The organism is Flagellimonas aequoris, from assembly GCF_003584165.1.
GTDB lineage: Bacteria > Bacteroidota > Bacteroidia > Flavobacteriales > Flavobacteriaceae > Flagellimonas > Flagellimonas aequoris.
This window is the reverse complement of the sequence record NZ_QXFJ01000009.1, coordinates 16,343-30,766: the sequence shown is the minus strand read 5'-3', so window position 1 is coordinate 30,766 and position 14,424 is coordinate 16,343. Positions and strand designations below refer to the sequence as shown.

General features: G+C 44.0%; 13 protein-coding genes. 5 read left to right on the top strand and 8 right to left on the bottom strand.

Going from position 1 to position 14,424, the window contains the following annotated elements; translation table 11 throughout:
• The first annotated feature begins 1 nt into the window (after window position 1).
• Window positions 2-943: a PorP/SprF family type IX secretion system membrane protein gene (locus D2U88_RS02915; RefSeq protein ID WP_119639017.1), complete on the top strand. Its 942-nt coding sequence runs from the start codon at window positions 2-4 to the stop codon at window positions 941-943.
• Between the two features lie 100 nt (window positions 944-1,043).
• The gene (locus D2U88_RS02910) at window positions 1,044-1,625 is read left to right on the top strand and encodes a precorrin-2 dehydrogenase/sirohydrochlorin ferrochelatase family protein (protein WP_119639016.1); all 582 of its coding nucleotides are present in this window, start codon (window positions 1,044-1,046) and stop codon (window positions 1,623-1,625) included.
• A gap of 252 nt (window positions 1,626-1,877) precedes the next feature.
• Here D2U88_RS02910 and D2U88_RS02905 read toward each other — a convergent pair whose 3' ends face one another.
• The 7 genes from D2U88_RS02905 to D2U88_RS02875 form a co-directional block, all read right to left on the bottom strand.
• The gene (locus tag D2U88_RS02905) at window positions 1,878-2,210 is read right to left on the bottom strand and encodes a YegP family protein (protein ID WP_119638806.1); all 333 of its coding nucleotides are present in this window, start codon (window positions 2,208-2,210) and stop codon (window positions 1,878-1,880) included.
• Window positions 2,211-2,383: 173 nt separating this feature from the next.
• Window positions 2,384-3,583: a glutamate-5-semialdehyde dehydrogenase gene (locus D2U88_RS02900; protein WP_119639015.1), complete on the bottom strand. Its 1,200-nt coding sequence runs from the start codon at window positions 3,581-3,583 to the stop codon at window positions 2,384-2,386.
• A gap of 10 nt (window positions 3,584-3,593) precedes the next feature.
• Entirely contained in the window at window positions 3,594-4,364 is a 771-nt protein-coding gene (proB, locus tag D2U88_RS02895) for a glutamate 5-kinase (protein WP_119638805.1), read from the bottom strand.
• A gap of 3 nt (window positions 4,365-4,367) precedes the next feature.
• The gene (proC, locus tag D2U88_RS02890) at window positions 4,368-5,174 is read right to left on the bottom strand and encodes a pyrroline-5-carboxylate reductase (RefSeq protein ID WP_119638804.1); all 807 of its coding nucleotides are present in this window, start codon (window positions 5,172-5,174) and stop codon (window positions 4,368-4,370) included.
• Window positions 5,175-5,203: 29 nt separating this feature from the next.
• Window positions 5,204-5,395 carry a hypothetical protein gene (locus D2U88_RS02885; RefSeq protein ID WP_119638803.1) on the bottom strand — a complete coding sequence of 64 codons (192 nt, stop codon included), beginning with the start codon at window positions 5,393-5,395 and terminating at the stop codon, window positions 5,204-5,206.
• A 28-nt stretch (window positions 5,396-5,423) separates the two neighbouring features.
• Entirely contained in the window at window positions 5,424-5,621 is a 198-nt protein-coding gene (gene rpsU, locus D2U88_RS02880; RefSeq protein ID WP_119638802.1) for a 30S ribosomal protein S21, read from the bottom strand.
• 8 nt (window positions 5,622-5,629) lie between these two features.
• Window positions 5,630-6,073: a GNAT family N-acetyltransferase gene (locus D2U88_RS02875; protein ID WP_119638801.1), complete on the bottom strand. Its 444-nt coding sequence runs from the start codon at window positions 6,071-6,073 to the stop codon at window positions 5,630-5,632.
• Window positions 6,074-6,540: 467 nt separating this feature from the next.
• Between D2U88_RS02875 and D2U88_RS02865 the strand changes: the two genes are divergently transcribed.
• Both D2U88_RS02865 and D2U88_RS02860 read left to right on the top strand, forming a co-directional pair.
• Window positions 6,541-8,175, top strand: a complete 1,635-nt coding sequence (locus D2U88_RS02865) for a S41 family peptidase (RefSeq protein ID WP_119638799.1) — start codon at window positions 6,541-6,543, stop codon at window positions 8,173-8,175.
• An 8-nt stretch (window positions 8,176-8,183) separates the two neighbouring features.
• Complete coding sequence (locus D2U88_RS02860) at window positions 8,184-9,767, top strand: carboxypeptidase-like regulatory domain-containing protein (RefSeq protein WP_119638798.1); 1,584 nt, start codon at window positions 8,184-8,186, stop codon at window positions 9,765-9,767.
• Between the two features lie 425 nt (window positions 9,768-10,192).
• On the opposite strand, the gene D2U88_RS02855 is transcribed toward D2U88_RS02860, so the two are convergent.
• Window positions 10,193-10,564: a hypothetical protein gene (locus D2U88_RS02855; RefSeq protein ID WP_119638797.1), complete on the bottom strand. Its 372-nt coding sequence runs from the start codon at window positions 10,562-10,564 to the stop codon at window positions 10,193-10,195.
• A gap of 887 nt (window positions 10,565-11,451) precedes the next feature.
• On the opposite strand from D2U88_RS02855, the gene D2U88_RS02845 reads away from it, so the two are divergent.
• A complete protein-coding gene (locus D2U88_RS02845) occupies window positions 11,452-14,409 on the top strand; it encodes a SusC/RagA family TonB-linked outer membrane protein (protein WP_235855706.1) in 2,958 nt (985 codons plus the stop codon).
• Window positions 14,410-14,424: the final 15 nt, after the last annotated feature.

Below are 14,424 nucleotides of genomic sequence, written 5' to 3'. Positions count from 1 at the left end.
GATGATATTTTTTACGATGAAACATACGGTGAAAATAGTAAGGCAGCTTTGTTTGCCCGTCCTTATGGTGTGGATGTGTTCGGTTTCGGCCCAGCAAGATCCCCAATTTACCCAGTATATGTACAATACCATGAGTGTGAACCCTGCTTTTGCAGGCTCCAATGGCCACTTGACCGCTTTGCTCATGCACCGTTCCCAATGGGTAGGTATCAATGGTTCCCCAAATACCCAGGTACTTTCTGTGGACACTCCCTTGGAGAACAAAATTGGGGTTGGTGGTATTTTGGCCCATGATGCCCTTGGGCCTTCTTCGGAGACTTTTTTGGATGGAAATGTATCCTATACCATTCAATTGGACAGTACCAATAGACAGCTATCCTTCGGATTGAAAGTGGGAGGGCGCATCTTCGATGTGGATTTCTCCAAAGGATTGACGGAGGATGCCGATGTGGCTTTTCAGGATAATATCAAAAGCAAATTTTTCCCTACCATCGGTGCAGGGATCTATTATAATTCGGGCAAAGGCTACCTAGGTTTTGCCGTGCCCAATTTTTTCTCCCAAAAGCACTATGATGGCCAGGAACAGGAAATCGCCGCGGAGCGGTTACATTATTATGTGATAGGGGGGAAGGTTGTGGATCTTACACCGGAAGTAAAGTTGAAACCCGCCTTCTTTGTAAAATGGGTGCCCGGTGCTCCGATGATCGCCGATATTTCGGTCAATGCCTTGCTCAAGGAAACCTTCACCTTTGGACTGGCCTATCGTTGGGACGATTCGTTTGCCACCTTGTTGGGGATGCAGATTAATCCAAACCTGAGTGCCGGATATGCGTACGATCTCACATCATCCAATTTGGCCAGCTATACCGGAGGATCGCACGAATTGTTTATTCGGTATGAATTTAAAACGGCCAAAAAACAACTGGAGGAACCAACTTTCTAGCAGTTACACTGCTTCCTTCAAATAAGCCTACGTAAATTGTCAGTATCTTTATCATTGAAACCAGAACCAAGGTTCCAGTAAGAATGAATTGAAAGGTTTTATGGAACGGAATGAACTCTATCCCATCTTCTTAAAAGTATCCCAGCTCAACGTATTGATTGTGGGGGGGGGCAATGTTGGTCTGGAAAAGCTGACCTTTTTGTTGAAGTCCAGTCCCAATGCCCAGGTGCAGATGGTAGCCAAGGAATTTTTGAAAGATACCGAGGAACTGGCCCAAAAATATACCCTTGAATTGGTACAAGCTGCATATCAAAAGGAATATTTGGAGGGGAAACACTTGGTGATTGCCTGTACCGATAATCCCAAAGTAAATGAAGAGGTATATCATGATTGCAAGGAGCGTAGCATCTTGGTGAATGTGGCGGACAATCCACCCTTTTGTGATTTTTATATGGGAGGCATTGTGACGAAGGGCAATGTGAAAATGGCCATTTCCACCAATGGAAAATCCCCCACCACGGCCAAAAGATTACGTCAGTTCTTTGAGGATGTGATTCCTGATAATATTGATGACCTGGTCCAAAACCTTAATGAATACCGTAAGACGCTCAAAGGCAATTTTGAGGAAAAGGTGGAAACCTTAAACGAGTTCACCAAGGGGCTCATCAACAAAAAGGACTAGAGTCGTTTCATGGCATCGATAAGGTCATGTTTTTTCAATGGACTTTGACGCGTTATTAAGCAACCATAAAGTCAAAGAATGGCATGTAAAGTGGTTGGTCGGTGCATGGCCCTTTTGAACCAATGATTGGGCCATTTGGTTATGTGGCCTTACCCTTTTTTGGAAATTTGAACAAATTTCCAATGGGAAGCAAAGTTTGGGCATAAAAAAACAGCCTTGTTAGGCTGTTTAGTTGAGTTTTTTGTTTTTGGGTTAAGCGGAAATATCCTCTACCGAAGCATCAGGGGCATTCTTTTTAACCGAAGCGATACCATTTTCCATGGCTGCGGTACTGGAGTACATTTCACTGGCCCCGATAACTTGGCCATTGGATGCCTTAAGATTGAAATAAGGGCTTCCGTCCTTTGCAGTCTTTCTCTCAAACTTACCGTCGTCCTGAGAGTTCTTTTTTACCGATTCGATACCGTTTTCGCAGGCAGATTTGGTGGTATATGCTTCGCTGCTCAAAATAACCTGACCATTGCCGGCCTTCAAATTAAACCTGAACTGACCAGATTTATCTGTTTTGATTTCAAATTTTCCCATACTTTATTTGTTTTGAATAATAAATCTAGATATTTTCTTAAAAAATGCCCAGTAAAAGATAGGAAAATTGCCAATAAGACAAGCATCTTTTATATGATTGAAATGAACCACAATTCAGTTTTTAAACAAAAAAGGAGGCTTTTGGCCTCCTTTTATATGCTATGTGATCCATACTAGACCCTTATCTGCCCATCCCCAAATACATAGTATTTGTTCGTGACCAGCTGCTTTAAACCCAGTGGTCCCCTGTGGTGCAGTTTGTCCGTACTGATGGCCAGCTCGGCCCCGACTCCCATTTGCCCGCCATCGGTAAACCGGGTCGATGCATTCTGGTATACGGCCGCACAGTCCACATTTTCCATAAAGGTTTGGGCCACACTGTTGTTCTGTGTCATGATAGTCGCCGAATGTCCACCCGAATTTTTATTGATTTTTTGTATGGCCATATCCAAATTGTCCATGGCACCGATAACACACTTCATGGCCAAGAATTCTTCTTTCCAGATGGACTCATCGGAAATGACTTCTTCATTCTTCAAGGTTTTCTTCACCTTTTCATCCACTAGAATGGAAACCCCATTCTCTACAAGGATCTGTCTTAGTTCGTTGAGTTTTCCTTCGTAATCTTCAATTCGCGTATCTATCAAAATTTTGTCCAGCGCATTGCAGGCCGAAATTTTATGGGTCTTGGCATTCAGGATGACTTCCAAACTCTTTTGCCAATCCACCTCTTTATGGACGAAGAGGAAATTGTTCCCGCGACCACTGACCAAAACAGCGCATTTGGCATGCTCCTTAACAAAATTGATGAGCCGTTCCCCACCGCGGGGCACAATCAAATCGAGTTGTTGGTCGGGGTTTTTCAAAAAGGCCTGGGTCTGGGTTCGGTCCATTTCCATGAATTGGATAAAGTCTGACGGTAAATCGTTTTTAGCCAAGGCTTGATGCCAAAATTTCACCAATGCCTTATTACTGTGATACGCCTCCTTACCACCCTTCAACAAAATCTTGTTGTTGGCCTTAAAGGCCAACACGGCAGCTTCAATGGTTACGTCGGGCCGGGATTCGTAAATGATCATGATGGTCCCGAAGGGAGCCGTCTTGTTGATGATCTTTAAGCCGTTGTCCAATTCCCTTGTCGAGATTTCTTTGTTGACAGGATCTTCCTGCAGCCTAACCTCCCTTACGGCTTGTATCATTTGGTCTATCTTTTTCTGATTGACCACCAAACGGTCATAAAGGGCTTGGTCGTCGCGGTCAAAGGCATCCAGATCCTTTTGGTTGGCTTGGAGCAATGCTTCCCGGTTTTGATCCAGGATTTGTTCCATATCTTGTAAAACGTTGTTCTTAAGTGCTGTATTTAATAACTTCATTGCTATCATTTTAAAGGGAAACTTCGGTTCCCACTTTTTTTCCTTCTACAATATCTATGATTACATTTTCCTTTTTCCCGTTCACGATATAGGACGGGATGTTGTTCGCCGCGGCTATTTGGGCATAGTTCAATTTGGAGCCCATGCCACCACGGCCTTCGCCTTCGGCCTTGTTTCCTTTCTCGATGTATTTGTCGAGGTCTTCCTTGGGCTGGACTTTTTCAATCACCTTGGAATCTTCCTTCTCTGGATGACCATCATACAGACCATCAATGTCCGTCATCAAGATGAGTTTGTCTGCATTCATCAACTGGGCCAATAAAGTGGCCAGTTCGTCATTGTCCGAAAACATGGACATGGCCACGGAAACGGCATCATCCTCATTGGCAATGGGCACTACACCTTCGGACAGCAACCCTTCGATACAACTGATCATGTTGTCGCGGTGTACCCCGGGGTTAAAATCCCTTTTGGTGGGGAGCACTTGGGCGCATTTCATCCCATAATCACTAAAGATGTTGTAATAATGGCGCATCATCCTTGGTTGCCCAATGGCCGAATACACCTGCCTACGCTGGGTCTTGTCCTTGATCTTGGCCTTGCCCAAGACCTCCTTACCGGCGATTACCGATCCAGAGGAGACTAAAATGGTCATGATATCGCGCTCATACAATTCGGCAATTTGTTGAACCAAACCATTGAGCACGGGTCGAACTATTCTATTGTCCTTATTGGTCATCACGTTCGTTCCCACTTTGATGACCACGAGTTCTTTGTACATGTTTTAGTATTCTTCGCCGAGTTCCACGGCACGGTTAAAGGCTGCAAAAGCAGCTTCCTTGATCAGTTCGTTCACGTTGTTGTCCTGCATGGAATCCAAAGCGGCACGGGTGGTTCCTCCTTTGGAGGCCACACGCTCCATCCATGAGTCGGGGGTAAGGTTGTTCTGGTTGAACAGCTCCACGGCCCCGGTAAAGGTCTGGCTCACCAGTACTTTGGATACGTTTTCCGAGAATCCCATTTGAAGGGCGGCTTCCATCATGCTCTGCATAAAATAGAACACATAAGCGGGTCCACTGCCGGAGATGCCGGTAGAGGCATCAATATATTTCTCGCTCTTTACCCGAAGGGATTTCCCTGTGGTATCCAAAAGGCCTTCCACCATAAAGAGTTCCAAACGGGATACTTCCTCCGCGGAAACATAGCTGGTGAGTCCCTTGCCCACTTGGGCGGGCAGATTGGGCATGGCCCTTACCACTTTTTGGATGCCCAATGCTTCTTGGATAAATTTGATGGTCACCCCGGCCATGATGGAAATGAACAATTGTTCCGGGTTTACCAAATGTTTCATGCGTTTGAAAAGGTCTTCGGCATGATAGGGTTTTACGGCCAAAAAGATAATGTCCGCCTTGGGGACACAGTCTTCCAAACGTTCCATTGCATCAAAATGGGCAATCTTGCCCACTTCTTCCATTTTCTCTTTTGATTTGTCCAAAACCATAATATTCCGCTTTTTCAGCAGTTTGGATTTGGACATACCTGTGGCATAGGTAAGCCCCATGTTACCTGCGCCAATGACTAATACTTTCATTGTTTTTTGCTAAAAGGTTTTTAAAACGTTTATGCGGTTATTTTGCAGTCCTTGCAGTCTTTCACTTTTCCATAATAGGTTTCGCGGTACTTGTGCAAAGTGCGTACGGGTAGCCCTAGGATGTACCTTTTGATGTACGTGACCTGGGTGGTCAGTTCGCCCATTTTAACGCTGTAGCGTTTTTCATATTTGGTTTCCCTTTTAATCCTTGAAAGTTTCATTTTGTTGTTGTTGATAATAGGTTTGTGTTTAACTGTTTTCCTGATCCCTCAGGTATTTTTCCTTGTATTGAGCTTTTTTCTTTGTTTTTCTTTTTTCCACTGATTTTTTGGTGTATTCCTGACGGTCCCGAATTTGCTCCAAGCGCTTTGTATTCCTATATTTTCTTTTGTAGCGCTTGAGGGCTCTTTCGATACTTTCTCCAGGTTTTACTTCAATTTTTAGCATATGTATGTTTATCTGTTCAATCTCATTTCCGTGTGGGTCTCGTTGAACCCATATTCTTCAAAAAACTGTTTGTTGGGACACTGGTTCTCGCCAGTGATATGGATGGCCACATCCCCTTTGCAATACTGAAGGGTGTACTCCAGCAATTTTTGTTCAATGCCTTGGTCCCTATGGTTACGGTGCACCACGAAGAACACCAAAAAGTTTTCCGGGATGTAATCGCCCATGCCTGTTTTGTTTACCACGGCCAGTCCCAGGATTTCTTCCTTTTCTTCCATGGAGAACACATAACCGCCCAAGCCCGGTATGTCCTTGGTGGAATATTGGATGGCTTTTCTTATGGCCGTTTTGGTGGCTTTTTTTCCCTCTTGGTGCTCAAAAAGGAAGTTGGTGAACCGATTGGCCTCCATGGTGGAGAGCCGTGTATAGGCATCATAGGTCTTGATTACCATGATCTTTTGTTGTACGATAGCGATTTTTGGATTTTAGTTACTGGTGACAATGGGGGCGACGCTGTTCAACCGCCACAAAAATCGTGGATGTTTTACATCGCAAGGGTACCCGAAAAGGGCAGTTGGTCAAAGGGTAGGTGGGATGAATTTGTCCGGTTGGTTACGAAAAACCAGATATTCAAAACTAAGGATCCTGCTATTTTTTCTCTCGTGGAGTTTGATTTTCATCGCTGCAAAGATAGGGCAAATGGCCCGTAAATCCCAATTTTGCTGGGTTTTATGTTTTTTATAACGTTTGTGGGATGCTTCTATACTAACAGATATGTAATCTTCTGATGTAGGGACGAAGTATTAATGGAAACTTAAAGTTCCATAAGATTTCGTTAATTGTTCTTAAAGTTGAATAGGTGTTTAATCGGCTGTAATAAAGATGGTTATATTTAATCCGAACCACTAATCCATCCAACATGTCTAAACACTTACTGTTCTTATTTTTATTGTTGACATTTCAAGGAATCGCCAAACCCCAACAGATTTCTGAAACCGAAAAATTGGCCTCGACTGCAAAAATTTGGGGCTTTCTAAAATACTACCATCCTCAGGTGGCCGATGGAAAATTTGATTGGGACAACCAACTCTTAGAAATATTACCCAAGGTAAAGTCAGCCGATAGTAAGGAGGCATTATCAGAAATCTATTTGAATTGGATTGCCGGACTTGGAGAAGTCCCCCCATGTAAAAAGTGTGACAAGAATAGCGATGAAACATATTTTGATAAGAACTTCGATCTCTCTTGGTTTAACAACCCGGATACTTTTACTTCTCAACTCTCGGATAAACTTAAGTTTATTGAGCAAAACAGATTTCAAGGGAAGCAACACTATGTATATGCTCCCTACAAACAAGTGGGCAATATTGCTTTAAAAAATGAGCCGGAATATAAGAATCTGGATTGGTCCAATCCAGATATGAGGTTGTTGATTGCTTTCAAATATTGGAATTATGTGGAATACTTCTTTCCCTATAAATACCAAACGGATCAGCCGTGGGACACGGTGTTGTTGGAAACCATTGCAAAATTAGAAACTGCCCGTTCTGAGCAGGATTTCCATGATGCCTTATTACAAATGATTGTTAAAATAGATGATGCCCATGGCGGATTCACTGCTTCGCAAAACAATTACTATTACCCAAACATGAAAACCCAATTTATTGATGAACAATTGGTGGTAAGGGGTTTTTATAATGATTCTTTGGCCCAACAATCGCCAATAAAAAGAGGCGATGTTATTCTTGCCGTGGATGATGTGACCGTCGAAAATATGATCCAAAACCATATGGATTTTGTATGGGGGTCCAATCCAGCCAGTAAGTTTAGAAATTTGGGATATGAAATCATCCGCTCCACGGAACCATCCACCAAAAAAATAACCTTTCAAAGGGATGGGGAAGTGATGAACGTTGATGTTCAAAATTATGTGGTCAGTGATATTTTGCCAAAACAGCCAGATAAATGGAAAGTGTTGAATGGAAATTTGGGTTATGTGGATATGGGTAAATTAACCCATGATGATGTTGCGGAAATGATGGAAGAGCTTCTGAATACCAAGGCCATTATTTTTGATATTAGAAATTATCCCAAAGGAACCTTGTACCTTATTGCATCTTACCTAGTTCCCGAAAAAAGGGATTTTTTCAAGGTGATACAACCTGATCTTGACTATCCCGGAAGATTTAAATGGCGTGAAGGAATGCAATGTGGAAATCCAAAAAACAATGAGTACTATGCAGGGAAGATCATCCTTTTGGTGAACGAAATTACCCAGAGCCATGCCGAGTTTACGACGATGGCATTGCAAACTTCAAACAATGTGATAACGGTTGGCAGTCAAACAGCGGGTGCCGATGGGAATGTTTCCACATTGGAATTGGGAGGCGGAATAAAAACCACCATATCGGGTATTGGCATTTTTTATCCTGATAGTACCGAGACACAGCGTAAAGGGGTAAAAGTCGACGTGGAGGTACGTCCCACTATTCAAGGGTTGAGGGATGGCAGGGATGAGGTGTTGGAAAAAGCACTGGAATTGGCAAAATCATAAAATGAATTATGAATCTAAAAAAACTTATCCTTCTTGTCTTAATGCTGTATGCGCCATTAGGGCTCTTTTCCCAAGAGAAAAATTTCATCACAGGGAAGCTCGTTGATGAGGCAACAAGGGAACCTGTTGTTTTTGCCACGGTAAGGCTTAAAGGAAAATCGGTAGGGGTCATCACCAATGCAGATGGCAGTTTTGTTGTTCCGGATGAATATTTGGATTTGGGCGATGTCCTCGAAATTTCCTGTTTGGGGTACAGGACCTTGGAAGTAAAGCTGTCCGACCTGAATGTGGATCAAGTGAACATCATTTCGGTGAAAGAGGAAATCTTCAACTTGGATGAGACCGTGGTCATTGGAAAACGTACCAAACGTTATGGGGCCCAAGAAATTGTAAAAAAGGCAATAGAGAACATTCCGAAAAACTATCCAAACGCACCCTTTTCGTTGGTGGGATATTATCGGGACTATCAAGTGGATGAAGGAAACTACATCAACCTCAACGAGGCCATATTGGAGGTTTTTGACCCTGGTTTCCACAGTATGGATAGAACCGCTACAAAGGTCCAGATGTACGACCAACGAATCAACAAGACTTTTAAAGTGGATACCCTTGCCCGCCAAAGCTATGATTACCGAACGGGCCAAAAAATGATAGAGAAGGCCTTTTTAAAACCCTATGGAGGGAACGAGTTCACCATTCTAAGGGTCCATGATGCCATCAGAAACTATCTGGTGGATTCCTATGATTTTGTGAACGTGTTGCAAATCGATTTCATCCCCCATCATACCTTCTCCAAGATGGATCCCATAAATTTTGATGGGGAACCCTTATATGTGATCGAGTTTAAACGGAACTGCCAGGATAATCTTGCAACAGGCAAACTATATGTGTCCCAATTCGATTTTTCCATTTATAAAATGGAATATGCACTGTTCAACAAGAACGTGACAAGGGAGACCGAGAAAAAAGGAAACCAGTTTATGGGCAACCAATTGATTTTTGAAGTGGTTTTGGAGTACAGAAAAAAGGATGACCAAATGTACTTGAACTATATTTCCTTCCACAACACATTTGAGCTGCGGTTACCACCTGCTTTTATTGTGGAAGATGTGGTCATGGACATCAACAGAAAATGTCTGGCGGTGAATTTCAACACGGAGCCAGAGACCAGATCTGCGTTGGAACAGAGGACCTATAATATAAGATACAAGGGGAAGAGGTTAAGCTTTAGGTTGATGGAAAAAGAAGGAAATTCGGTACTGCTATATCCACGGATGGATGAAGATGAGTTGAAGGATATGGTCACCACCCTGAAAGAAATGGATACTCGGGGAGATTCCCTCAATAAGTTGCTTGAAATTGAGTTGAAGGATGTTCGCAATTTGCAAGGGGAGCTTATCAACGCGGTCCACACGAAGGATTATGAACAATACAGGGAATTCTTTGTGCAGAACATCAACAAGGGAAAAATGGTTCCCTTTAACGGAGAGTTTATGCCGGACGATAAACCGATTTTCAGTAGCAAAGCGGTTTCTGGGGAAAAGGAAACCATATTTTGGATGAACCCACCCTTAAGGTCAAATCAGGAGTAAAGAATGGTAACCCGTCTGTTGGGGAGCTGCAAATCTTTAATTTTTGGTTACGGGACCAATTTTTTACTGCGCTTTGTTACCAATTGTATTTTGCCCTTATATAAAAGTGGCATAACGCCTCTTTTTCTTTTGTATATGCTCCTCATGGGAAAGATTTATTATTGGGACTTGTGTGCCCTAAAGAAATTGCCACTATCAAGAATACCACAAAATAATTTGAGATTTTGGGTGTCGTAATCTTGTTCTTAAGGAAAGTTTAATGGTGAGTGCGAACGGAATTATAAGAATTTTAGATTAGAATTCTCGAGTAATTGGAGCATTCAAAAAAATCGATTAAATAACCGTTTGAAGCCTGCCATGTTTCTGGAAATTTGGACAATATCTTTTGTAGGTTTTAATATAGATTTAGGTCTAAGGGATGTTCTTTAATGGTTTCCCTCATCTTTTGGTAAAAGTTTTGAAATATCCCTTTTGGTGTGGTTCTTTATAGCCTCCCGTACCGCAACATTCATTACTGTTTCATATTCTGTACTTGTAATGTCAGCAGTGTTCAGTATATCTTCCAGTGTTAACTTCCTAGGATCGTGATAGCGATTAATCATTGTTTCATAGCTTATGCCCAACGCAAAAGGCATTCCAGTAGCATAGGCACCGGAAACCTCTTTCATAGATTGCACATCCCCGGTCGCAAAGCGAGACTTAAGATTTCTAAGAGATTCTAGCAGAGTATATGGATTTACTCTTTTCTCGAACTTGGCTGAGTTTTTTTCTTCTGATTTATCTGTTTTTTTAACCATAATAGCATGATTGATTTCTTAAAATTGAATCTAAGATCACTCTATGCTGTTCACAATCAATCAAATATCACATTATATGTGATATAAATCAGAATATATATAATAATTATAAGAAAAAATAAAATATTTTTACTAATATTGTATGTGAAAATCTATTTATAATTGATATATAACAAACTATATCTTGAATAGATTCGAAAATCAGGTGTTAACAAAAGAGTCTCGACTGCGAATTCCGACAATTTGTAAATCAGAGCGAGACGGTAGGTTAATGCCCGAGGTGATATTTTGTGTACATTCGTACCGCTATAGCACCGAGGGCCCTATCGTAATTCCGTTTCTGATAGGCGTCGGAACCTTGCGGTGCGGTTGATAGGGCCCTGCTATAGTTTTAGGGCTCTATATACTAAAAGAGACTCGTTTTCAATTAATCGATATGAAAACGAGTTTTTTATTTTGCACAACCATCATCCATGGCATTGGCTTCTTTTCCGATGGGCCTTCGGTTGCTGAACGTTTATACCCAATCAAACCAAAGAGTCCCATTTAATCCCTAAGGCTATATTTATGGGATACACGATAGATTTTTTCCGGCCCACGATAACTCTTTGTCCCATAATCTACGATTACACTTTTTGGACAACCGGCCATATCGCGAGATCATAGTCATTATTCATTAAGGAACCCTATTTCCAACTGCATTTTGTACTTGGGCGGGATGGCCTATGTCCGGACCTTGATGTCCCTCTGGGAGTTACGGCTTTATGCTGACTTTTTGGACAGTGGAATACAAACCAACACTTTAATCAAACGAACTCAACACAATGAAGAAATCACCAAAATGCTTTTGCAGGACGTCATGGTTCCTGCTACTATATATCTTTTTAGTGCCCTTTTTAGCACACAAAATGCAGGCGGGCCATAGCTTGGAACCACCACAGTCCACCGTTTCCGGCACTGTGACCGATACTTCGGGGAACCCCCTGGCCGGGGTGAACCTTATGGTGGAGTCCAAGCATATCGGGACCATATCCGGTTTGGACGGTTCCTTTTCCATTCAAGCTTCTCCTACCGATGTATTGGTCTTTTCCATGGTCGGCTTCAAGACACTTTCCGTGCCCATTTCGGGTAGGGACGAAATTGCTGTCATGCTGAAGGAGGATGTGACCCAGTTGGGGGAAGTGGTGCTCAATGCGGGCTACTATACCGTTACTGAAAAGGAACGTACGGGGAACATCAGCAAGGTAACGGCTTCCGAATTCGAAAAACAGCCTGTCTCCAATCCACTGGCCGCCCTACAGGGACGGATGCCAGGGGTAAGCGTCATCCAGACCTCGGGCCTGCCAGGGGCAGGGTTCGACATACAGATCAGGGGACGGAACAGTATCGGTGCAGGAAACGACCCGCTCTATATTGTGGATGGGGTGCCCTTTGCCTCGGATCCCATCAATTACTCCCAGACCTCGGGCATCCTTGGAGGGACCATTAGCCCGCTCAACGGTATCAATCCCACGGATATAGAAAAGATCGAGGTGCTGAAGGATGCCGATGCCACCGCCATTTATGGATCCCGAGGCGCCAACGGGGTGGTGCTGATCACCACAAAGAAGGGTCGGTCGGGCAAGGCGGAGCTTAATATCCACCTTAATACCAGTCTGGGCAGGGTCACCCGGTTCATGGACCTGTTGAGCACACCACAGTACTTGGAGATGAGAAGGGAGGCCTTTGCCAATGATGGCATTGGGGACTACCCCGCCAATGCTTATGATGTGAACGGGACTTGGGATCAGGACCGGTACACCGATTGGCAAAAGGAACTGATCGGGGGAACCGTGAACAGGACCATGGCACAGGCATCCGTATCCGGTGGCAGCAATGGTACCCGTTATCTGATGAGCGGGACTTACCAAAAGGAGAATACCGTATTTCCCGGTGAATCAGGATATCAAAAGGGAAGTGTATTGTTGAATCTGGACCATAGTTCCGAGGATGGACGTTTCAAACTCCACTTCTCTGGAAACTACGTTGTCGACCACAACAATCTCCCCGCAGCAGATCTTACCCGTATTTCAAGAAGCTTGGCACCCAATGCCCCTGCCCTTTATGATGACGATGGGGAACTGAACTGGGCCTACAATACTTGGAACAATCCGCTTGCCGATCTGGAGAGCCGTTTTTCCTCCAATTCCAAGACCCTGACCACAAATGGGACCGCCTCCTATACTGTCCTCAAAGGAGTCACTGCCAAGTTGAACTTGGGGTACACTGATGCAAGGATGGATGACAACAGGGTACTGCCCTCGACAAGATATAATCCCGCCTTTGGTGCCGATAGCAGATATTCATCGATATACAGGGGAACATCGTCCCGTAGCTCATGGATCGTGGAACCCCAATTGCAATGGCAAGGAAGTATGGGGCCATTACAATTGGATGTATTGTTGGGAAGTACTTTCCAACAGCAAGACCAGCATCAATTGGGACTTTATGCACAAGGGTTTCCAAGCAACGAACTCCTTGGGGACATATCAGCGGCCACCACCCTGAACGTCAATTTGGATTCTGGGATGGAGTACAGGTACCAGGCCATTTTTGGCAGGATCAACCTGAACTATCTACAAAAATATATCCTTAACCTAACGGCCAGACGGGACGGTTCCTCCCGGTTTGGTCCAGGAAACCAGTTTGCCAACTTTGGGGCCGTTGGAGCCGCTTGGCTGTTCTCGGAGGAGAATTTTATAAAAGAGGCCCTTCCTGTGATCAGCTATGGTAAATTGAGGGGAAGCTACGGCACCACGGGTAACGATCAGATCGGGGACTATCAATTTTGGGAGACCTATAGTTTGGGGGGCACCAATTATGATGGGGTCAGTGTCCTACAGCCTACCCGTCTGTTCAATCCCGATTTTGGATGGGAACGCAATGATAAATTGGAGGTCGGTCTGGAACTCGGTCTATGGAAGGACCGTATCCTGTTGGCGGGCAATTATTATCGCAACCGATCCTCCAATCAATTGGTGGGCATTCCCATGCCTGGAACTACGGGATTCACCAGTCTCCAGGCCAATTTGGATGCCATTGTCCAGAACAAGGGGGTGGAGATGGAAGTCACTTCCCGTTTGGTACATACCCCAAGGGTAAAGTGGCAGCTCTCCCTGAACCTGAGTCTTCCCGAGAACAAATTGATTTCTTTTCCGGGACTGGAGGCCTCTACCTACGCCAATAGTCTTGTGGTGGGAAAATCCCTTGGGATACGTAAACTGTATTTCAGTACTGGTGTGGACCCCACTACGGGAGTCTATCAATTCAGGGACAATGACGGGGACGGTGTTATTTCATCGCCCAACGACCAACAATGGACAGTGGATATGGATCCTGATCTTTATGGGGGTTTGGCGAACAATATCGGCATTGGCCGATTTGAATTGGATTTTCTTTTCCAGTTCACCAAGCAGCAACAATGGAACTATCTCTACAATGGTGGTTTCCCCGGTTCGATGAACAATAGACCCGTGGATGTTCTGGATCGATGGCAGGAGGTAGGAGAAAGAGCGACGTTACAACGGTATACCACGGGCAATAATGCAGATGCCATATCTGCCTTTTACCGATACAGTAGCAGTAACAAGGCTGTGTCCGATGGTTCCTTTGTCCGATTGAAAACAGCCTCGATCAGTTATAGGATTCCCTCCAAGTTGACCAAGGGCATGGACTGCAGGGTCTACCTCCAGGGGCAGAACCTTTGGACATGGACCTCCTATAAGTGGGGCGATCCCGAATTCATCGGGGTGGGGCGGTTGCCCCCGCTACGGCAGATCACATTGGGCACACAACTTACTTTCTAACTCAAAATAGCATTC